19 protein-coding genes and 1 pseudogene are annotated in these 19,431 nt (G+C 66.4%); 12 read left to right on the forward strand and 8 right to left on the reverse strand.

Annotation, left to right across the window (positions count from 1 at the left end; translation table 11 throughout):
- Nucleotides 1-2: 2 nt before the first annotated feature.
- Nucleotides 3-893, reverse strand: coding sequence for a crotonase/enoyl-CoA hydratase family protein (locus HBE63_RS27515; RefSeq protein WP_166907989.1), 891 nt, complete (start codon nt 891-893; stop codon nt 3-5).
- 129 nt (nt 894-1,022) lie between these two features.
- Between HBE63_RS27515 and HBE63_RS27520 the strand changes: the two genes are divergently transcribed.
- Nucleotides 1,023-2,492 carry an amidase gene (locus HBE63_RS27520; protein ID WP_166910278.1) on the forward strand — a complete coding sequence of 490 codons (1,470 nt, stop codon included), beginning with the start codon at nt 1,023-1,025 and terminating at the stop codon, nt 2,490-2,492.
- Between the two features lie 36 nt (nt 2,493-2,528).
- Here the strand turns inward: HBE63_RS27520 and HBE63_RS27525 are convergent, their stop codons facing one another.
- Entirely contained in the window at nt 2,529-3,125 is a 597-nt protein-coding gene (locus tag HBE63_RS27525; RefSeq protein WP_166907990.1) for a TetR/AcrR family transcriptional regulator, read from the reverse strand.
- Between the two features lie 95 nt (nt 3,126-3,220).
- On the opposite strand from HBE63_RS27525, the gene HBE63_RS27530 reads away from it, so the two are divergent.
- Genes HBE63_RS27530 through HBE63_RS27550 form a run of 5 tightly spaced genes read left to right on the forward strand, consistent with a single transcriptional unit; the run spans nt 3,221 to nt 7,419 of the window.
- Nucleotides 3,221-3,751, forward strand: a complete 531-nt coding sequence (locus HBE63_RS27530; RefSeq protein ID WP_166907992.1) for a DUF4242 domain-containing protein — start codon at nt 3,221-3,223, stop codon at nt 3,749-3,751.
- Entirely contained in the window at nt 3,748-4,770 is a 1,023-nt protein-coding gene (locus HBE63_RS27535) for an acyl-CoA dehydrogenase family protein (protein WP_166907994.1), read from the forward strand. Before HBE63_RS27530 ends, HBE63_RS27535 begins: the two co-directional genes overlap by 4 nt.
- Nucleotides 4,746-5,462, forward strand: coding sequence for an ABC transporter ATP-binding protein (locus HBE63_RS27540; RefSeq protein ID WP_166907996.1), 717 nt, complete (start codon nt 4,746-4,748; stop codon nt 5,460-5,462). The genes HBE63_RS27535 and HBE63_RS27540 overlap by 25 nt, the downstream gene beginning before the upstream one ends.
- Entirely contained in the window at nt 5,459-6,625 is a 1,167-nt protein-coding gene (locus tag HBE63_RS27545) for an ABC transporter substrate-binding protein (protein ID WP_166907998.1), read from the forward strand. The genes HBE63_RS27540 and HBE63_RS27545 overlap by 4 nt, the downstream gene beginning before the upstream one ends.
- Nucleotides 6,622-7,419 carry an ABC transporter permease gene (locus tag HBE63_RS27550; protein ID WP_166908000.1) on the forward strand — a complete coding sequence of 266 codons (798 nt, stop codon included), beginning with the start codon at nt 6,622-6,624 and terminating at the stop codon, nt 7,417-7,419. The genes HBE63_RS27545 and HBE63_RS27550 overlap by 4 nt, the downstream gene beginning before the upstream one ends.
- A 38-nt stretch (nt 7,420-7,457) precedes the next feature.
- Here HBE63_RS27550 and HBE63_RS27555 read toward each other — a convergent pair whose 3' ends face one another.
- Nucleotides 7,458-9,596 carry a DNA gyrase subunit A gene (locus HBE63_RS27555; RefSeq protein ID WP_166908002.1) on the reverse strand — a complete coding sequence of 713 codons (2,139 nt, stop codon included), beginning with the start codon at nt 9,594-9,596 and terminating at the stop codon, nt 7,458-7,460.
- 16 nt (nt 9,597-9,612) lie between these two features.
- A complete protein-coding gene (locus HBE63_RS27560; protein WP_166908006.1) occupies nt 9,613-11,643 on the reverse strand; it encodes a toprim domain-containing protein in 2,031 nt (676 codons plus the stop codon).
- A gap of 346 nt (nt 11,644-11,989) precedes the next feature.
- Here HBE63_RS27560 and HBE63_RS27565 point away from each other — a divergent pair, with 346 nt between their 5' ends.
- Nucleotides 11,990-12,418 (forward strand): hypothetical protein, encoded by a 429-nt coding sequence (locus HBE63_RS27565; RefSeq protein WP_166908008.1) that lies wholly within the window; start codon nt 11,990-11,992, stop codon nt 12,416-12,418.
- On the opposite strand, the gene HBE63_RS27570 is transcribed toward HBE63_RS27565, so the two are convergent.
- Entirely contained in the window at nt 12,411-13,328 is a 918-nt protein-coding gene (locus HBE63_RS27570) for an alpha/beta fold hydrolase (protein ID WP_166910280.1), read from the reverse strand. The two genes, HBE63_RS27565 and HBE63_RS27570, sit on opposite strands and share 8 nt — an antisense overlap.
- A 192-nt stretch (nt 13,329-13,520) precedes the next feature.
- Here HBE63_RS27570 and HBE63_RS27575 point away from each other — a divergent pair.
- From HBE63_RS27575 to HBE63_RS27585, 3 genes and pseudogenes are all read left to right on the forward strand, one after another.
- Nucleotides 13,521-14,621: pseudogene (locus HBE63_RS27575) on the forward strand (sulfite oxidase); the annotation flags it as partial.
- Between the two features lie 84 nt (nt 14,622-14,705).
- Nucleotides 14,706-15,077, forward strand: a complete 372-nt coding sequence (locus tag HBE63_RS27580; protein ID WP_166910281.1) for a YidH family protein — start codon at nt 14,706-14,708, stop codon at nt 15,075-15,077.
- A complete protein-coding gene (locus tag HBE63_RS27585; protein WP_166908010.1) occupies nt 15,074-15,406 on the forward strand; it encodes a DUF202 domain-containing protein in 333 nt (110 codons plus the stop codon). Before HBE63_RS27580 ends, HBE63_RS27585 begins: the two co-directional genes overlap by 4 nt.
- Before the next feature lie 59 nt (nt 15,407-15,465).
- Here HBE63_RS27585 and lysE read toward each other — a convergent pair whose 3' ends face one another.
- The gene (gene lysE, locus HBE63_RS27590) at nt 15,466-16,065 is read right to left on the reverse strand and encodes an L-lysine exporter (protein WP_166908012.1); all 600 of its coding nucleotides are present in this window, start codon (nt 16,063-16,065) and stop codon (nt 15,466-15,468) included.
- A gap of 439 nt (nt 16,066-16,504) precedes the next feature.
- Between lysE and HBE63_RS27595 the strand changes: the two genes are divergently transcribed.
- Nucleotides 16,505-16,777 carry a hypothetical protein gene (locus tag HBE63_RS27595; protein WP_166908014.1) on the forward strand — a complete coding sequence of 91 codons (273 nt, stop codon included), beginning with the start codon at nt 16,505-16,507 and terminating at the stop codon, nt 16,775-16,777.
- 9 nt (nt 16,778-16,786) lie between these two features.
- Here HBE63_RS27595 and HBE63_RS27600 read toward each other — a convergent pair.
- Nucleotides 16,787-17,949 (reverse strand): IS3 family transposase gene (locus tag HBE63_RS27600; RefSeq protein ID WP_166908016.1). Its coding sequence is split into 2 segments (ribosomal slippage): nt 16,787-17,662 and nt 17,665-17,949, totalling 1,161 coding nucleotides; the frame shifts between segments, so codons are not numbered across the junction.
- A gap of 179 nt (nt 17,950-18,128) precedes the next feature.
- Here HBE63_RS27600 and HBE63_RS27605 point away from each other — a divergent pair.
- A complete protein-coding gene (locus HBE63_RS27605; protein ID WP_243858792.1) occupies nt 18,129-18,716 on the forward strand; it encodes a DUF305 domain-containing protein in 588 nt (195 codons plus the stop codon).
- A 21-nt stretch (nt 18,717-18,737) separates the two neighbouring features.
- Here the strand turns inward: HBE63_RS27605 and HBE63_RS27610 are convergent, their stop codons facing one another.
- Nucleotides 18,738-19,421: a TetR/AcrR family transcriptional regulator gene (locus HBE63_RS27610; protein WP_243858334.1), complete on the reverse strand. Its 684-nt coding sequence runs from the start codon at nt 19,419-19,421 to the stop codon at nt 18,738-18,740.
- Between the last annotated feature and the right edge of the window lie 10 nt (nt 19,422-19,431).

Here is a 19,431-nt window from a genome sequence, read left to right on the forward strand (position 1 = left end):
GATCAGTGAGGTACTTCGCCGCCGGCGATCCACTCCTCATAGAACGGCGGCATCTCGGAAGCCCGCCCAGTGAACTCCGGGGCACGCTTGTCGAGGAAGGCCCGTACGCCGTCGTGGCCGTCCCCGGTGCTGCTGTAGAACATCGCCAATGAGTCGACCCGATGTGCGTCGACCGGGTGTGGCTCAGCGGAATTCCGGTAGAGCATCTGGCGCATGAGCGCGACCGATACCGGTGAGCGGTCGCGCGTCCACGCGTCGGCCAGCTCCTGTGCCTCGGCGATCAGTGCGTCCGGCTCGTGGACGGCCTGCGCCAGCCCGATCTCGCGGGCCGCGTCTGCGGTGAGGATGTCGGAGCGGTACACCAGGTCCAAAGCCGCTGGCATACCAACAATTCGGGGAAGGAACCACGTCGAACACGCTTCCGGGGTGATGCCGAGCTTGCCGAAGACCAGCCCGAAGCGGGCCTTCGTCGACATGAGTCGGGCGTCCATCGCCAGGGTCATCGTCGCGCCGATGCCGACCGCGGCCCCGTTGATGGCGGCGATCACCGGCTTGCGGCAGGCGTAGATCGCCAGGGTCACCCGGCCGCCGGTATCCCTGACCCGGCGAAGTTCGGGGTCGTCGAGGTCGGCCATGTCTGCCAGGCTCGGCGACTTCGACTCGTCGAGGCCGAACACATTGCCTTCGCTCGACAGGTCCATGCCGGCGCAGAACGCCCGGCCCTCGCCGGTCACGATGACGGCACGCACCGCGTCGTCGTCGTTGACCGCGACGAAGGTCCGCTCCAACTCATCGGCCATCTCGACCGTGAAGGCATTGAGGTTGTCCGGGCGATCGAGGACGACGGTGAGGATCCCGTCGTCGAGCTCGTGCCGGATCGTCGTGAAGTCCACGGATGCTCCTTCTCGGGTCGGTTGATACTCAGCTTGCCCAAGGAGAATTCCGTGGCAGCAACGACCCCCATTTTGTTCCTCCTGGGCGGTAGGCCACCGCGCAACGTCACCTGGGTCTACCTTCGTGGGGTGGACTTTGACGAGTACCGGGCGCACGACGCCACGTCCTTGGCGAAACTGGTTGCTGACAAGCAGGTTTCGGCGGCTGAGCTGCTCGCCGCTGCCCGGCAGCGGGCGGCGGCGGTGAACCCGAAGATCAACGCCATCGTGCGCGAGGTCCCGGCTTCGCCGTCGGATGAACTCACCGGACCGTTCGCCGGGGTTCCGTTTCTGATCAAGGACCTGGCCCAGGACTACGCGGGATTGCCGACCTCGGCCGGTTCACGTGCACTGATGTCACTGAACGCCCCCGAGCACGCCACGGTCGTACAACGCTGGATCGACGCAGGCCTGGTCATCTTCGGGAAAACCAACACACCCGAGTTCGGCGCGAAGGGAATCACCGAGCCGGAGGCGTGGGGGCCGGCCCGCAATCCCTGGGATCTGGAAAGGTCGCCGGGTGGCAGCTCGGGAGGATCTGCGGCGGCCGTCGCAGCGGGCATCGTGCCCTGCGCCGGCGCCAATGACGGTGGCGGATCGATTCGCATTCCGGCGGCGAGTTGTGGACTCGTCGGGCTGAAACCGGGCCGCGGGCTGACGCCGTCGGGCCCGGCGGTCGGGGAATCCATGCACGGCGCGGCCGTTCAAGGCGTCGTCTCGCGGACGGTGCGCGACACGGCGGCGATGCTCGATGTCCTTGGCGGTGGTGAACCGTGGGGGCCGTACGTGCCGGGTCTGCCCGCTGAGTCGTTCGCCTCATGTGTGGGCGCGGATCCCGGGAAGCTGCGGATCGGGCTGCGGGTGCCGACGGCGATCAACCCGGCACCGCACCGCGAGGCGTTCGCCGCCGTCGAAGCCACTGCTGCCGCGCTGACGGGGCTGGGCCACCATGTCGAGGAACTGCCCCAGGCGCCCTTCGACGACGCTGCGCTTGCCCGCGATTTCCTGCTGACCTGGTTCGTCTACAGCGCGTGGGAGCTCGCCGAGGCCAAGCGGCTGACTGGCGCGGGTGACGACGCTTTTGAACGTGACACGCTCATCATGGCGGCGATCGGTCGCGCCACGAGCAGTGTCGACTATCTGGATGCGGTGCAGCGGCGCCACGAGCACACGCGGCGGCTGAGCACGTTCTTCGAGTCGTATGACCTGCTGCTGACGCCCAGCCTGGCGACCCTGCCGCCACGGATCGGCGAGTTCGATCTACCGGTCGTTCTGCAGCATGCCGCCGATGCACTGATCAAGACCCGCACCGCAAGCCTGTTGCGCTACACCAAGATCGTCGACGACATGGTGGACAAGAACCTTGGCTGGGTGCCCTACACGCAGTTGGCGAACATCACTGGCCGCCCGGCGATCTCGCTGCCTGTGCACTGGACGGCAGAAGGTCTGCCGCTCGGCGTCCAGTTCGTCGCACCGCTTGCCGGCGAATCGCTGCTGCTCAAGCTGGCGGCCCAACTGGAGCAAGCGCTGCCCTGGGCCGGTCGCCTCCCGCCGATCTGAGCAACGACGCCTACCCGGCAGGCTAGCGCGGGCGCGTCACCGTGGCCGCTCGATCAGTTCCTGGGCCAGTGCGCGCGCGGCGGTGATCGGTTCGATCGAGCGCTCCAGCTTGGAGCCCAGCAGCGCGCCGTCGTAGAGCAACTGGATGTGCCGGGCCAGCGTCTCGGGGGCTGGGACGCCGGCCTGCTCCAGTAGCGCGGACAGCGTGGACCGCAGCCACTTTCGGTGGGCCTGTACGGGTTCGAGCTCCGCACTGGGGTATTCGGTGGCGGCGTTCGCGTACAGGCACCCGCGGTAGTTGCGCCGGGTCGCCGAGCCTGATGCGAGATCGAAGAACATCAGGATTCGCCGCACGGGGTCGTCGATGCCGGCGACCGCCTGTTCCCAGCGGTTGCGATCAGCGTGATCCAAATCAGTGAGGTAGGCCATCACCAAAGCGTCTTTGGAGCCGTAGCTGCTGTAGAGACTCGCCTTGGCGACTCCGGCCTCGCGCAGGATCTGGTCGATGCCGACGGCGCGAATGCCCTGGTTGGCGAACAGTTCGGCTGCGGTGTTGAGCAATCGCTGCGCCGGCGGGACGGCGCCGGTCGTCGGCGCAACAGGCGACGCGGTGACGGTCCGGGGCGTGCTCATGACGTCAGCCTAACGCGGAGGATCGCATAGACAGACCAGTCTGTCTATGCGAATCTCGTGCCGTTCCAACCCCTGCGACGCCGAGGATTACCAACGTGACTCTGTACCTCTACGAAATCACCCCCGACGCCACGGATGCCGCCGCGGTGGGACAGCTGCTGAAAACTGTCGACGCCGAGATCGCCAGCAGCGGTGGCGAACTGATCGAAGCCCAGGTCACCGCGCAGCGCCGACGGATCTTCGCCATCGCCGAATTCGCAGGAGATTCGGCCGTTCTGGACGCCGAGAAGCTGGCCGCGGCCACCGTCACGGGCCCGCATCAGGTCCGGCTGGTCGGTGCCGACCTGTCAGCGCTCAAAGCGGCCCGCCCACACGCCGGCTATCTGGTCGAGTGGGATCTGCCCGCCGAACTGGACATGGAGGCCTATCTGGCCCGCAAGAAGGCTAATGCCCCCAAGTACGCCGATGTGCCGGAGGTGCAGTTCCTGCGCACCTATGTCCGCGAGGACATGGACAAATGCCTGTGTTTCTATGACGCTCCCGACGAGGCTGCTGTGCGCCGGGCCCGCGACGCGGTCAGCACCCCGATCGACCGTCTGTACGGATTGGACGGACCGCTCCCGTGACTGCCACGCTCGCGGAGTCCGCCCTGGCTCAGGTGGCGCAGACAGTCGCTGCCCGCGCCGCCGATCTCGACGAGCAGCGCACCGATGTCCGCACTGATCTGGCCGAACTCGGACGGGCCGGGTTGCTCGATCTCGAGCTGTCCGACATGGTGCGCGTCGTCGACGAGGTGTCAGCGCACAGCCTGGCCGTCGGCTTCTCTACCTGGGCCCACCACATGGCCATTCGGTACCTGCACGCGGCTCCGAGAGGTGAGTTCGGCGAGCAGATCAGCGCTCTCGCTGCCGCACAGCGGATCGGTGTCACCGCGATGGCGGCCGGTCTCAAACAGGTCGCCGGTCTGGGCCAGGTGCCGATCTCCGGTGCGGCTGATGGCTCAGATCTGGTGATCAGCGGCCCGATTCGCTGGGCCTCCAACGTGTTTCCCGGTGCGCTGCTCGTACTGCCGGTCCGCATCGGTGAACGCACCTTGGTCGTCACAGTGGACGCCATTGCCGACGGCGTCACGGTTGACCCCGCGCCACCGTTGACGGCACTCGGGGCCACGGCGTCCACCTCGCTGCGCTTGGACCGGATTCGGGTCGCTCCACACCAGGTGCTCACCACCGACCTGGGCGCGTTCGTCGGCGAGATCCGGCCCGCATTCCTGTTGTTGCAGACCGCGTTCTGCGTCGGCGTCACGCGTGCGGCCCTGACCGCGGCCACCGAGGCACACACCGGCCCGCTGGCCCGGTTCGGCGCCGAACTCGACGACGCGGTCACCCGCGCCACCGATGTCAGATCGCGGCTGTACCGCTGGGCCGCCGACCCGGATGCGGCGACGGTCGCCCAGCTGATCCGGCTGCGACTGGATGCGGCCGGCCTGGCCGTAGATGTCACCCGTCTGGAGCTCTCGCTGACCGGCGGCGCCGGCTACACCCTGGGCAGTGCCGCCAACCGGCGGTTCCGGGAAGCCGCCTTCCTGCCCGTGCAATCACCATCGGAAGGACAACTGCGGTGGGAACTCACGCGCTACGAATAGCCAACGGCACCAGACATTTCGGCGCGACAGCGGCGCTGACCGACATCGATCTGCAGATCCGCGCCGGCGAATTCCTCGCGGTACTGGGTTCCAGCGGCAGCGGCAAGTCCACCCTGTTGCGTATCTGCGCCGGGCTGGACACCTTGAGTGCCGGCACGCTGACCTGGTCGGGGGACGGCACCCGACCGCGCACCGGGATGGTTTTCCAGCAGCCGCTACTCATGCCGTGGTTGAACGTCGCCGGCAATGTGGCCTTCGCTCGCCGGTTCACCGCGCAGCGGAATGGGTTCGACGCCGACCACGCCGCGAAGCTCATCACCAGATTCGGACTGGATCCCCTGGCCGCGCGCTACCCCGACGAGCTATCCGGCGGACAGGCCCAGCGCGTAGCGATCCTGCGCGCCGTCGCCACCCGGCCGCAGCTGCTGCTTCTCGATGAACCGTTCAGCGCGCTGGACCCTGCGACGCGTGGCGATCTGGTCGGGTGGCTGGGAGAGCTGGCGCGGGAACTCGACATCACCGTTGTGCTCGTCACCCATGACGTCGACGAGGCACTCTCGTTGGCGCAGCGCGTCGTGCTCCTCGACGGAGGACGGATACGCGCGGACTGGACGGTCGGCGAGGACGGAACCCCCACGCGCAGTGAGATTCTCGACCAGTACCGCACCGATGCCGCGGTGGAGGTGCCGTGACGCTGCTGACGCGGCGCTCGCTCCTGGCCGGAGCGGCCGGATTGACTGCTGCCGGTGGCCTCTTCGGTATCGGCGGGCTGGCGCACAGTGCGGTCAGCAGCCCGCCGGGTGCCGACGGTGCCCTGCGGGTGGGCTATCTGCCCATCACCGATGCCGCACCGCTCCTGGTCGCCCACAGTGCCGGCCTGTACCCGGCTGGGATGGTCAGCTCGGCGAGGCCTGTGCTGTTCCGCAGCTGGGCGGCGCTGGCCGAGGCATTCATCACGCGCCAGGTCGACGTCGTGCACCTGTTGATGCCGATGGCCGTCCAGCTGCGCTACACGCTGGGCGCCGGGGTCCGCGTGCTGGGCTGGAACCACACCAACGGTTCGGCGCTGACGGTGGCGCCGCACATCCGGGATCTGAGCGATCTGGCCGGCGCGCAGGTGGCCATCCCGTTCTGGTGGTCGATCCACAACATCGTGCTCCAGCAGCTTCTTAGGGCGCACGGCCTGCGACCAGTGTTGCGGCGCAGCGCTTCCCGATCCGACCGTACAGTCGAACTGATCGTGATGAGCCCGTCGGACATGGTGCCTGCCCTGGCCAACGGCACGCTGGGCGGGTATGTGGTGGCCGACCCGTTCAACGCTGTCGCGCAGATCAAGAAGATCGGCCACATCCACACCTTCCTCGGCGACGTCTGGCGCGATCACGCCTGCTGTGCGCTGGTCACGCGTGAAGACGTCATCGCGAGCCGGCCGCAGGCCGTGCAGGCCGTGGCCGATGCGGTGGTGGGAGCGCAATTGCGCATCGATGCCGACCGTGCCGCTGCGGCGGCCGCGCTGACGGGTGGCAAGTATCTGCCACAGCCGACACCGGCGATCGCGCTGGCGCTGACCTACCCGAAACCGCCCTATCCGCTGGTACATCCGGACTGGCAACCGCAACGTCTGGGATTCCAGCCCTTCCCGTACCCAAGCTTCACCCGTCGCCTCGCCGAGGCCATGCACGGCACCGTCGTCGACGGCGACCGCCGGTTTCTGGACCGGCTCGACCCGGACGCGGTGCACGCGGAACTGGTGGAGGACCGGTTCGTCCGCCGATCCCTGATCACTCATGGTGGGCCCAATGCCTTCGGTCTGACCGCCGACCTCACCCGAACCGAACAGGTGCAACCGCTATGACCATCATCAGTGCCGACAAGGTTCCCGCATCCGAGGATGTTTCGCGCTGGCGGGGAAGGTTCGCGCCGCCGGCCGTCGCGGTTCTGGTCACCGTCGCGCTGTGGTGGCTCGCGACATCCGTACTCAGCGGGCCCGACTCTCTGCTTCGCCAGACCGCACCGCAGCGGGCGGTACCGGCACTGGTCGGACTCATCGAACGCGGTGTGCTGGTGAGCGATGTCGGTGTCAGCCTGTGGCGATTGGTGATCGGGCTGGCCGTCGCCGCCGTGATCGGGATACCGCTGGGCCTGTTGATCGGGATCTCCGGTGTCGCCGAACGTGCCGGAGGACCGATCATCGCCTTTCTTCGGATGATCTCGCCACTGTCCTGGACACCGATCGCGCTGGCGCTGTTCGGCATCGGAAATCAGCCGGTGATCTTCCTCATCGCCGTCGCCGCGGTCTGGCCCGTGCTACTGAACACGGCCGCCGGTGTGCGCGCCGTCGACCCGGGACTGCTCAACGTGGCGCGTTCATTCCACGCCACCCGCTGGGAACTGCTGAGCACGGTGATCCTGCCGGCGATCCGCACTCACGTGCAGACCGGGATACGGCTGGCGCTCGGCGTCGCGTGGGTCGTTCTCGTGCCCGCCGAGATGCTCGGAGTGCGCTCAGGACTCGGCTATCAGATCCTCAACGCCCGTGACCAGTTGGCCTACGACCAGGTAGTGGCGGTCATCGTCGTCATCGGCCTGCTGGGGTTCGTGCTCGACGCCGCCGCACGTTGGCTGCTGAGCCCGGCGCGTCGTACCTGAGCACGGCGCGCGATGTCCGGTGGGTTGAGCAGTGACGTCTACGGTGCCGGCGTGATCCCGCTGCCCGCGCTCTTGACCGAAGCCTTCGCGCGCTTCTCCGCCCGCACGGCTCTCCCGCCACGCACGAACCCGGTCACGGAAATCGAGACCGAGAGCAGCGCGTCCTCGCCGTGGACGAACGGGTGGAAGCCGACACCGGCACCACCGCGGCCCTTCACCGGGATGTCGGCGACTTCGGTGACCTTCCAACCCTTTTCGGAGGTCGACAGGATGGCCTCGCCGTTCTCACAGCTGATCGGGAGCGCGGCGATGACCTCGTCACCGTCACCCACCAGCTTCACCCCGGCCACACCGTTGCCCGCCGCGCCCTGGGGATTCACCGCCTCGGGGTCGATGCGCAGGATCTTGCCGCGTCGGGTCACCAGAGCCAGGTGGTAGCCGGGCGTCATCACCCCGGAGCGCAGCAGCCCGGTGATGTCCGGGGCCACCGGGATGTCGCGGATCTTGAACGGCAAGCCGTTTCCGTTGGTGAACTTGACCCGGCCGTCGGTCCACACCGCCCAACCCAGGCCCGAGGTGAGCAGGTCACCATGGCTGTCGGAGAACACGCCACGGTCGTCAAGGCGCCAGGAGGCGTTGACCTTTCGCTCGCGCGGCCCGTCCTCGTCACCACCCGACGTCGTCGGGGTGGCCTCGAGGTCCAGCACGGTGCGGCGGTCGAACTCGGGACCTTTGAACAGTTTCGCGGTCTCCACCAGCTCCTTGTCGATCACCTTGCGGCGCGCATCAGGGTTGGAGACCAGTTCGGTCAGTTCGGCGAACTCGGCGTCCAGTTTGTCGGCTTCGGCCTGCAGCTCGATCACATCGAGCTTGGTCAGCCGTCGAAGCTGCAGCGCCAGAACATAATTGGCCTGCTCTTCGTCGATCTCGAACCGCTTCTGCAGGCCCTGTCGAGCGTCGTCGACGGTGTCGGAACCGCGAATGACGGCGACGGCGGCGTCGATGTCCAAATGGATCTTCATCAGGCCCGCCACCAGGTGGCGGCGCGCGGTGACCTTCTCCAGTCGGTACTGGCTGCGGTGCAACACCACCGAGTCGCGCAGATGCAGGAATGCGGAGATCAGTTCCCGCACCGACCACCAGCGCGGCACGCGGTCCTCATCGAGGGCGACCAGGCTGGCGGCGAACGTCGATTCCAGCGGGGTCAGCGACAGCAGTTGCTCGCGGATGGTCTCGGCGCTGTGCCCGCGCTTGGCGGTGACGACGATGCGTAGCCCGTTGCGGCGGTCGGTCAGGTCCGACATATCGGCCACGCCGGACATCTCACCGGACTCGACCATCGCCCGGATCCTGTCCTGCACAGTGTTACTGGCGACACCGGGTGGTAGCTCGGTGATGATGCAGTTCTTGCCTTCGACCGACACCGTGCCGCGCACCGTGAATTGGCCGCGGCCGGTGGTGATGTACTCCCGTAGACCGTTCGCGCCGACAACGGTGGCCCCGCAGCCCCAGTCGGGGCCGGGAATGAGCTTCATCAAGGTGTCGTCGGTCGTGTTCGGCCTGGCCAGCAGAGCCCGGCAGGCGGCCATCACCTCACGCGGATTGTGCGCGGGCACCTTGGTGGCCCACCCTTCGGCGATGCCCATGGCACCGTTGCAGAGCAGCACCGGCCACTGGGCCGGCAGCATCGTCGGCTCGGTCCACTCGCCGTCGAACGTCTGCACCATGGGTACCGCGTGATCGTCGAGTTCCGCGGTCAGCGCGGCACCGGGAGCCGACAGCCGCATCTCGGTGTAGCGGTCTGCGGCGGGAATGTCACCCTGGATGCGCGGGAACGCACCTTGTCCGTCAATGACTTTCACGCGCTGGAACTCGGCCGCCATCAGCGCCGCAGCCCCGTACATCGACGCCCCGCCGTGCGGGTGCAGGTTGCCGGTGACAGCCGAGCAGATCTTCGAGGACTTCTGCGGTTTGTTGCCGGGCAGCAGTTTCGAGTCGTGCATCTGGTAGAGCAGGCGGCGCTGGCCCGGCTTGAGCCCGTCGAACGCAGAGGGGATGGCGCGGTCGCTGACGCTGTAGAGCGCAAACGTCAGCTGGTAGTGATTCCAGTAGTCGTCGGCGCTCTGGTCGAGCACCAGATCGGGATTCTGCTCAGGGAGGTCCAGGGTGGCAGTCACAGTGTTTTCCTACGTCCTAGGTCAAGTCGAGCGCTGAGGTGTCGACGCGGGCGGCAACTTCGGCCATCCAGGTGCGCCGGCCCTCCGGGGGCCCGCCGAACAGGGTGTGATGCAGCTTGGTTTCGCCGTCGTCGAGATTCACCCGAATCACGGTGCGCCGCTGCGGATCCAGCACGGTGTTCCAGAAATCGTCGGCATCCATCTCGCCGAGACCCTTGTTGCGCTGTACTTCCACCTTGCGTTTGGAGGTGGCCTTCAAACGCGCCACGGCGGCGTCGCGTTCGGACTCATCCTGGCAGTAGATCCGCTCCTGGTTGTCCTTGACCACGAACAGTGGCGGCAGCGTGACGTAGACCATGCCGGCCTCGACGAGTGGCCGGTAGAAGTCCAGGAACATCGAGATCAGGCTGGAGTTGATGTTGCCGCCGTCGGGGTCGGCGTCGGAGGCGAACAGGATCCGGTCGTAGCGGCACAGTTCCGGATCGCAGTGATCGCGCACGCCGCAGCCCAGGATGCGTTCGATCGAGTCGAATTCGTCTTTGGCCCGCGCCTTGCTCAGGGCGAACCCATAGACGTTGGGCGGCTTGCCTTTCAGCGGGAAGGCGGCCTGGAAGGTGGCGTCGCGCGCCGCTTTGATCGTGCCCAGCGCGGAATCGCCCTCGCACAGGAACAATTCGGCGCCCGAGCCGCGGCCGGTCTCCCGGCTGGGCAGCAGCTTCGGTGGCAGCGAAAGGTTCGTGCCCAGGCCCTTGGCTTTCGAGGCCGCGCGGGACCGGGCCTTCGCGCCTTCGGCGCTGCGTCGCGCGCGGGCGGATTCCAGCGCCAGTTTGGTCCACAGCGACACCGCGTCGTTGTTGGCGGGGTTGGCCGCCCAGATGGTGACGCTGCGCGCCACATCCGGGGCCATCGCCACGTTCAGCGACCGCGAGGACACCGCGGTCTTGGCCTGCGAATCCCACGCCACATCCGGTGCGCGGGTGTCCACGGCCAGCGCGGTGACCGCGGCGAAATCCTGCGGTTCCGGACCGTCCTCACCTTTGGCCAGGCCCAGGTCGCGGATGCGGGACGCACGGTCGGCCAGGGCCTCGGAAAGTCCCTTCATCGCGGCGGTGAGGTGCGAGCCGCCGTTGGGGGTGCGCACGGTGTTGCAGAACGCGGCCACGGTGGCCGGTTCGGATGGGCCCGCGGTCAGCGCCCAGCGGAACGGGGTCGCGCCGCGACCGGTGGTGTACTCACCGCGGCCCTCCACGGTGGCGCGCACGCCGGGTACGGGATTGCCTGCGGTGGTGCACATCAGATCGAGCAGGGTGTCGGAACCCCACGGGCCGTTGAACGGCTCGATCAGGGCGGGCGGCACTTCCTCACCGGGCCAGCCCTCGTCGACGACGATCAGGTGCACCCCGGGCGACATCCGCGCCGCGGCGTGGGCGCGCAGCAGTACCTCGCCGATGTCCACGGTCGAGTCCGGGACCACGGCCGGGTCGAAGAGGATGCGCACCGTGGTGCCGTGTGCATCGGGCTTGCGGTTGCCGATGCCGCGCAGCTTCTGCGTGTCGGCGCGGGTGAACTCCGCATCCGGGTCAAAGTCTTTGCCGTCGAAGGTCCCCGGGTAGCCGCCGCCGAAGCTTTGCAGGTAGGTCTTCCCGGCCCGGCGCACGGTCACGTCGGTGCGCGCGGAGATGAAGACGGCGGCCGCTGCGCCGATGCCGTTGAGGCCGGCGCCGGTGCTGGTGGCGTCGGCGTGGGCGGAGAACTTGCCGCCGGCCCGCGCGGTGCCCAGGGTCTTGACGATGCCGTTCTTACCGGTGGGGTCGGAGTCGACGGGCAGTCCGCGGCCGTCGTCGGCGACGCTGACCGAGCCGTCGGCATGCAGGGTGATGGTGACGGTGGACCCACCGTGGCTGGGATCGGCGACCTCTTCGATCGCGTTGTCCACCAGCTCGCGTAACGCCGTGTTGAGCACGTCGAGGCCCAGGTTCACCGCCGGCCGCAGGCGGGTGTGCTGGACATCGTCGAGCTCGGTGATGTCTGCGGCGTTGTAACTCACTGCTGGTCCTTTCCCACCAGGGCCGATGCCGGAGCGATCGGTTCCAACCGCTCGCTGTTGGCGGGCGGCGTAAGCATTCTCCCCTGGGAGGCAGACAGCCCCTGACAGCCACGGCCGAAAGAATGGGCGCCGAATCAAGACCCGACGCCTCGGGGATTGTGCCGGGCCGATCCGCGCGCTGACAAAAGTCATCTCAAATTGAGATGACTTTGATCAATAACGATCGTTGGACTTGATCGGAACGTTCGGGTCAGATGAAGCGTGTGGTGTTCACCTCGGCCCGCCGGCTCGTGCGGATGCCAGGTGAATGTCGGTATGTCCCAGTTGAATCCCGAAGGAGCAAGGCATGCCCGTCGTCCGTTTCCAGATGTCATCAGCGCTCGACCCCGTCGCCCTCATGGACGTGTTGACCGACTTCGGGCCGTCCCGTCCAAGTCGGTGGCCGACGATCGACGAGGAGCATTTTCAGGTGCACGCGCTGGGGGACACCTGGGCTGAAGTGACCGAGGGAACAGCTGCGGCGTGGGAACGTGCCCGCTACGACTGGGATACCAAGCGCCGGCGCGTCACCGTGACCACCCATGACTCGAAGGTCTTCGGCCCGGGTGGTGGCTGGACCTTTCAGCTGACACCGCAGGCAACCGGTACGCGCGTCGACATCGAACTCGTCCGCACTCCCACCGGGCTCAGACGGAAACTGCTGGCCGCCCTGTTGCCGGCCGTCGCCCCGAGCGCACTGAAGAAGTCGTTCGCCGGGCCCCTTGGCGCTAAGTGATCGACCAGAATTCGAGCAGGGTCCGGATGGTCGCCACCAGCGGTAGGGGTTGATCCAACATCGGGTGGTGGCCGGCCTCGGCGAGTTCGACGAACGGGCCGCGTAGTTGCAGCATCGACCGGATCTGGGCGGCCATCGGCGGCGGGACCACCCCGTCCTCGCACCGCAAATACCCGACCCGGCAAGGGATTCCGGCAAACGTGTTCTCCAGCAGCTCTTCGTCGGTGGACGTCTCATCCAGGAGATGGCCGCCGAAGATGTCCGGGTCGAATTTCCACACCCATCCGTCGTCGGTCTTGCGCACGGATTGCACGGCGATGTGGTGACCGATGTAGGGCAGCGTCACGTCCTGCTTCGGTACCGCACGGAATCGGGCCAGGATCTCGTCCTCGGTCGGGTATCCGGCGGTGTCGCGACGGCGGTTGCGCAACCGGACCTCCTCCGGGGCGCGATCGCGCAGCGGGGAGTCGATGACCAGGATGCTGTCGATCTGCGCGCCGTAGCGGGTGGCGGCCGAGGCGCCCACCCAGCCGCCCATGCTGTGGCCGACGATGGTGGGCCGCGCCGAGGAACCGGAGGCTTCCGATGCTGCGAGGACTTCCCGGGCCCAGATCGACAGGGCGTATTCGGTGCGGGTGCCGCTGTCGCCGTGCCCGCTCAGGTCGGGTGCGACGACGCGATGGGTGCGGGCGAAGAACGGAGCGATGTGATCCCACCAGCCGGAGTGGGCGCCGCCGCCATGGACGAACACCAGTGGCGGATTGTCCGGGTCGCCCCAGGTCCGCACATGGATGGCGCATCCGTCGACGTCGATTGTCGAGTGTTCGGGTGTCTGTTCCAGCGCAGAGGTGAACCACGCCGGCGCGTTCGCAAAGGGGTGCGGGGCCGGGGACGGTTCACGCCGGAACATGGGACTCACCTGGTAATTCTGTCTCATCCCGCGAGTTCGATCGAGACCCGGCCCCGGTGATCGGGACGTCGCACGTTGCAGGCGGGCGTGAGCACAAGGTGTCCTTGTGACCCCACAAGAAGGACGCGGCTACCGGTGGCCCTCAGGACGGCGAATCATCAGGTCATCGCCACCGATCCAAAGGGCATCACGATGGACAATCACTCGGACGAGTTATGGGGCAAGCGACACGACATGATCGTGCGTGGACAGGTGCCGTTCAACGCTGAGCCACCGGCCTCGGTGTTGGCCGGTGCTGCGATGACCCCGGAGGATGCCTTCTACAGCCGCAATCACGGTCCGGTTCCCGACATCGCGCCTCAGCAATGGACTCTGACGGTGGGGGGCTCGGTAGACCAGCCGCTCACGGTCACCTATGAGGAACTGACCACCCGGTTCGCCTCCCACTCGGTGGCGGCGACCCTGGCCTGCGCCGGCAACCGGCGCGCTGAACTACTCAAGGTGCGCCCGATACCCGGCAAGGACCCGTGGACCCACGGCGCGATTTCGACCGCAGCATGGCGCGGCACCAGGTTGGCCGATGTCCTCGATGCGGCCGGAGTGCACCACGTCGATGGCCTGCACGTCGAGTTCCTCGCCCCCGACGTGGCAGAGGAGGCCGTGCCCCCGCAGTCCTACGGCAGCTCCATCCCGTTGACCAAGGCCCTGTCAGGGGAAGTGCTGTTGGCCTGGGAGATGAACGGCCAAGCGCTTCCCCGCATCCACGGCGGCCCGGTGCGGGTCGTGGTGCCGGGCTACATCGGAGCCCGCAGCGTGAAGTGGGTTACTGCCATCACCGTGCAGCCAAAGCCTTCGGACAACTATTTTCAGGCCCACGACTATCGCATCCTTCCGCCCGAGGTCGATCCCGACACCGCGGCGCCGGGTGAGGGCATCGCGTTATCGTCGCTGCCGCTGAACTGCGACATCCTGATACCCGGCGATGGGGAGGAGATTCCTGCCGGTCCGCTGACCATCCGCGGGTATGCCTTGCCTGCCGACGGCCGGGACATTCGTCGCGTCGACGTTTCCCTCGACGACGGTCGCACGTGGTGCCAAGCTGACCTGGAACCCGCGTCGAGCCAGTGGGCTTGGCGGCTGTGGTCTTTGACGGTGCAGGCCAGCCCGGGGCCAATGAGCCTGACCGCGCGCGCCTGGGATGACACCGGTGTCACTCAGCCGGAATCGCCTGCATCGCTGTGGAATCCGCGCGGGTACCAAAACAATGCCTGGGCCCACGTGGAACTGACCGTCGTGGAACCTCGCCGCCCGGTTCAGCAGTCGGCGTCAAACGATGTGCGGCCCTCGACGCGGCCCGTGCCCGATCGCAGCGCCAACATGACCAGCGGGCAACGCCCTGACGGCGTTTCGGACATCGAGCCCGACTACCGGTTCACCCTCGCCAACGAGCGGACGTTTCTCGCCTGGCAGCGTACTGCGCTCGGTCTGCTGGCCGCAGCCGTTGCGGTGGTCCAATTCCTGCCTGAACTACCGATTCCCGGCGGGCGCCACGCGCTGGGAGTCCTGCTTGCGATGCTGGCCACGCTTACCGCCGGCGTGGGTTTGTGCCGGTGGGGGCAGGTTGATCGGGCTATCCGCAAGGCCATGCCGTTACCCCGGCATCCCATGCCGGGGTACCTCGCAACGGGCCTCATCGTAATCGGCCTTCTCACTGTGGGTTTGGTGATCGGCAAGGCGGTCACCGGTTGACTGACCTCGCGCCGAACAACCCACGGGACCGCGGCCTACAGGTGGAACGGACCGCACTTGCGTGGACGCGCACCTCGCTTGCCGTGTTGGCCAACGGCGCGCTACTGATGGTGCGGGACGTTGATGGTTACGACGGGCCGCGGTGGTTCCTCGTGGTCGGTCTTGCCGTCACGATAGCGTTGTCCACGGCCCTGATCGGCGTCCGGCGCCAACGAGCGCTTCGCAGTCGCCCACTACCGCAACGGATTACGCCGCGCCGTGAAATGCTTCTGACTGGCGTCTCGGTGCTTGTCCTTACGCTTGTTTCGGCACTTGCACTGTCGGTCTGACCGAACCGCTGGCAATGCGAAGCCGCCCTTTCTGCAGAACGGAACGATGCGGTGGGTGCTCAAGACGCCGCGAGGCTCATGCCGAGCCCGATCATCATCACTGCGATCAGTCCGTCGAGGATGCGCCAGGTCATCGGGGTGGCGAACAGGCCCGCGAGTCGGCGGGCGCCCAGGCCCAGGCCGGTGAACCACACCGCACTCGCGGCCACCGCGCCGGCGCCGAACAGCCACCGCTGCTCACGATGTTCGTTGGCCAGCGAGCCGAGCAACACCACGGTGTCGAGGTACACGTGCGGGTTCAGCCAGGTCAACGCCAGGCAGGTGACCAGCACCTCGGCCAGGCGAGCCGGTGTGCGTTCGGACGGATTGAGGGTCGACGGCCGGAAGGCGCGACGCGCGGCGAGCACGCCATAGCCGATCAGGAAGGCCGCGCCGCCGTACTTGGCCACCGCCATGGCGTCGGGGTGTGCGGTGATCAGGGCACCGACCCCGGCGATGCCGGCGGCGATCAGGATCAGGTCGGAGACCGTGCACAACGCGATGACGGCGACGATGTGCTCCCCACGGATGCCTTGACGCAACACGAAGGCGTTCTGCGCGCCGATCGCGGCGATCAACGCCATGGTGGTCAGGAATCCGATGAGTACGGGTGAAGCCATGCGTCTGAGGCTAGGGACGTGCGCTGTTCAAGTACAGCTAATGATTCTTCATATACATTAGCTGTACTTATGCATAGGCGTGAGTCGGTACTGTACCGATACCTCCTCCTGCCGTTTCCAATTCTCCGCTGGCAATTCCATTAGGAAACTGGCAAAAATTGGCAATTGCCGGAATCAAATGGAATCCCGGATGCGCGAACTGGCTGGTCCGGGCCCTGGCGAGTGCGGCGGGCGGCTCAGTTGGGGCGTCGGCAAGAAGGAACACTGCGGCCGCGTCTGGGAATCCGCGGGGCTGGATGGTCGAGCGTTCGTGGATCAATCACTTTGAGAAAGCGAATGATTCGTCGATACGTCGAGGTTTGAACTGCGGAGGTTCTGGGACTGTCATACAGACGCATTGCGCTGGTGTGCAATGCACTACTAGTAGTACATTGCGGCCGTGGCTTCGACCCCGCCTGGCTTTGAGCCTTCCGAGTACGTGTCCGGGATCGCTCTGGATGTGCTCGACGAGTTCTACATGAGGGTGCTCGAACTCCGACTAGTTCTGGAGGAGGTCCTGGCGTGGGAAGCGGATCTGAACTTCGATGAGCTCGAGTGCTTGCTCTGGGAAGTGCAGCAGGGGCTACGCGACGCGCACGCCGCGGCCAGCTTGGTCCGTCAGCGTGCTGCGCTCGACGAGAGTTGGGGGCGCGACTGCTGCACGATCAGGTGACAGTTTCGGTCACGCGGCCTGACTGGCCGGTGTGGTCATGATGGCTTCGAATTCGATCGGGGTCAACCGGCCGAGGCCGGTCTGGCGTCGTCGGCGGTGGTAGGTCCGTTCGATCCAGGTGACGATCGCGATCCGCAGTTCTTCCCGGGTGTCCCACCGGCGGCGGTCCAGGACGTTCTTCTGCAGCAGACTGAAGAAGCTCTCCATGGCCGCGTTATCGCCGGCCGCCCCGACGCGGCCCATCGATCCGACCAAGCCGTGGACGCCCAAGGCGTGGACAAATTTTCGGCTACGAAACTGACTGCCGCGGTCGCTGTGCAGAATGCAGCCGGCCACCTCGCCGCGTCGCGCCACCGCACTGTGCAAGGCCGTGGTCGCCAGCCGGGACTTCATCCGCGAGTCGATCGAGTACCCGACGATCCGGTTGGAAAACACGTCCTTGATCGCGCACAGGTAGAGCTTGCCCTCACCGGTGCGATGTTCGGTAATATCGGTGAGCCACAACTGATTTGGAGCATCAGCGGTGAAGTCACGCTCAACGAGATCATCATGAACCGGCGGCCCGACCTTGCCGTTCTTGCCGCGTTTCTTGCCGAACGCGCTCCACCACTTGTTGTCGGCGCAGATCCGCCAGGCGGTGCGCTCGGCCATAGGCTCACCGGCGTCACGGGCCTCCTCGACCAGGTAGCGGTAGCCGAACTCGGGGTCCTCGTGGTGGGCGTCGAACAAGGCGTTGGCGCGGTAGGCCTCGACGAGTTCGGCGTCGGCAACGGGGTTGGCCAGCCAGCGATAGTAGGGCTGGCGGGCGAGCTTGAGTACCCGGCACGTCACCGCGACGGGGACCCCATCGGCGGCGAGCTCTTTCACGAGCGGGTAGAGCCTTTTCCCGGCAGATTGGCCTGCGACAAATACGCTGCCGCCCGACGCAGCACCTCGTTTTCCTGCTCGAGCAGCTTGATCCTTCGCCGCGCTTCACGCAGCTCACCGGATTCGTTGGTGTTCTTGCCCGACTTGGCGCCCTCGTCGATGTCGGCCTGGCGCATCCACTTGTGCAGCGTCATCGGATGGACACCGAAATCTTTGGCAACCTGCTCGATCGTCACACCGTCATCGCGGTTACGAGCGACCCGCACGACGTCGTCACGAAACTCACGGGGGTAGGGCTTTGGCACAAGGACATCCTTCCAGCCTGCCGGCATGGGCAAGCCAACTCAGATGTCACCTGATCGTGCAGCAGACCCCTTCCAACATTCGTGACATGGTCGCGTGGGCACAGGCGGAGCGCACGGTCCAGGGTTTGCATGATCGATAAGCTGCTGAGATGAGGTGCATTTCCTTCCGATTGCTCGCCGTGCTGAGCGCCATGGCCGCGATTCTGCTTCTGGCGTCCTGCAGCGCCGCGACATCGGATGAGAAGCCGAAGCCGACATCGGAAACTCCCGTCATCACTGGTGAGCCGGCCGGATCGAATGCCGACGACGCATCGTTTGTGATCAACATGGTTGCGAGTCATAAGCAGGCTGTTCAGCTTTCCGGATTGGTCTCCAATCGCTCGGCCGACCCGAACGTCACTCAATTGGCTGCCGACATCTCGTCATCACGTGGACTGGAAATCGAGCTGATGAAGGCGCTACTCGCCCAGTGGAACGCGGATTCCCCCGCACTGCCTGCCCCTGACGGCCCTGGTGCCCCTGAGACCACTGCAGTGGGTACGGTCGACGACGGGACCGTGGCCCGAATGCAAGCATTGAACGGCCAGGACTTCGATGTGCTGTGGCTTCAGTCGATGATCGAGCACGGCCAGGGAGCCGTTCAGATAGCCAGTGCTGAGGTCGAGCACGGCCATAACGTCGATGCCGTCGCGCTGGCCAACCGGATAGTCGAGAAGCAGCAGGCGGAGATCAACCACATGCAACAGATCCTCGCGGGAGACAGCTAGCGAGCTGGTCAGGAAATTGGGCTACGGATCGTTGTGGCGTAGCTGATCCGCGAGATTGTTCAGCGCGTCGAGGGCGGCTCCGACCGCAACCTGGACTTCCATGGTGCGCGAGATGCGTTCGCCGCTGAAGCCATTTGAGGCCGCAAGTCCGGGGATGATGAAGTGGCGGAAGCGTCGTACGACCTCGTCTTCGGACCGATCGATTTCCTCGGCGGCGAGGTAGGTCTGCTCGACGAGGAAGTCGACCATCTCGTCGATCTCGATATCAGTACGCACCTCGCCGCTGTGCTGGCCTTCGACCAGGACCGGCCCCATCGCATCCACGGCTACCTGATGAACGCGGGGATCGTGGACGGTTGCGGAGTGCTGGGCGATGAGAGCCGAGATGGATGGATCGGACGGCAGCTCTTGCGCGGTGTACACCAGCGCGGCCTCGATCTTGGCGAACACGCCGGTCTTGGCCGCCATGATCGCTTCCACCTGCAATACGTGCCTGCGGGCGCGTAACAAGGCAACCTGCACGAGCATCTCCGAGACACTGCCGAGCTGGCGGAAAGCGGTGGCGCGGGAGACGCCGGCGATCTTGGCCACCACTTCCATCTGCACTGCGTTGATCCCGCGGGCCGTGATCTCCTCATCGGCTGCGCGAATCAACCGGTCCTTAACCGTGCCGTCGTCACGTGAGTGGAAGTCGACGGCGTTCACGGAGGTCAGA

This window comes from Mycobacterium sp. DL440 (genome assembly GCF_011745145.1).
In the GTDB taxonomy this organism is placed as follows: domain Bacteria; phylum Actinomycetota; class Actinomycetes; order Mycobacteriales; family Mycobacteriaceae; genus Mycobacterium.

Coding starts and splice junctions, on each gene's coding strand:
- HBE63_RS27565 (WP_166908008.1), top strand. CDS start 11,990: ATGCCCGTCGTCCGTTTCCAGATGTCATCAGCGCTCGACCCCGTCGCC.
- HBE63_RS27525 (WP_166907990.1), bottom strand. CDS start 3,125: ATGAGCACGCCCCGGACCGTCACCGCGTCGCCTGTTGCGCCGACGACC.
- lysE (WP_166908012.1), bottom strand. CDS start 16,065: ATGGCTTCACCCGTACTCATCGGATTCCTGACCACCATGGCGTTGATC.
- HBE63_RS27550 (WP_166908000.1), top strand. CDS start 6,622: ATGACCATCATCAGTGCCGACAAGGTTCCCGCATCCGAGGATGTTTCG.
- HBE63_RS27570 (WP_166910280.1), bottom strand. CDS start 13,328: ATGTTCCGGCGTGAACCGTCCCCGGCCCCGCACCCCTTTGCGAACGCG.
- HBE63_RS27580 (WP_166910281.1), top strand. CDS start 14,706: ATGACCAGCGGGCAACGCCCTGACGGCGTTTCGGACATCGAGCCCGAC.